1 protein-coding gene is annotated in these 238 nt (G+C 36.6%); it reads right to left on the bottom strand.

The genetic code is table 11. The features are described from left to right. Positions 1–110: 110 nt before the first annotated feature. Positions 111–238, bottom strand: a 128-nt coding sequence (locus tag ACY2RS_RS15860; protein ID WP_490099621.1) for an SDR family oxidoreductase, incomplete at its 5' end; no start/stop codon positions are given.

Genomic DNA, 238 nt, shown 5'->3' with positions numbered 1-238 from the left:
GGTAGCTTGGGCAGTTTAGAAAATACGGGGCTAATCCTATGAGCCCTAAAAAGCCAAAAAACTTAATATATTTCATTGTTATTTCTATTAGTTTTTCAAGTTAAGTAAAATCATCGTAAACTCTCACCTCCATCTACTTTTAGTATGGTTCCGTTAATCCATTGCGCTCCTGGTTTACATAGCAAGAAAACAGCGTATGCAACATCTTCTGGGGTGGTCATTCTAGAAAAAGGATTTC

The organism is Patiriisocius sp. 208BN25-11, assembly GCF_058147145.1.
This window is presented reverse-complemented; position numbering and strand designations above follow the sequence as displayed.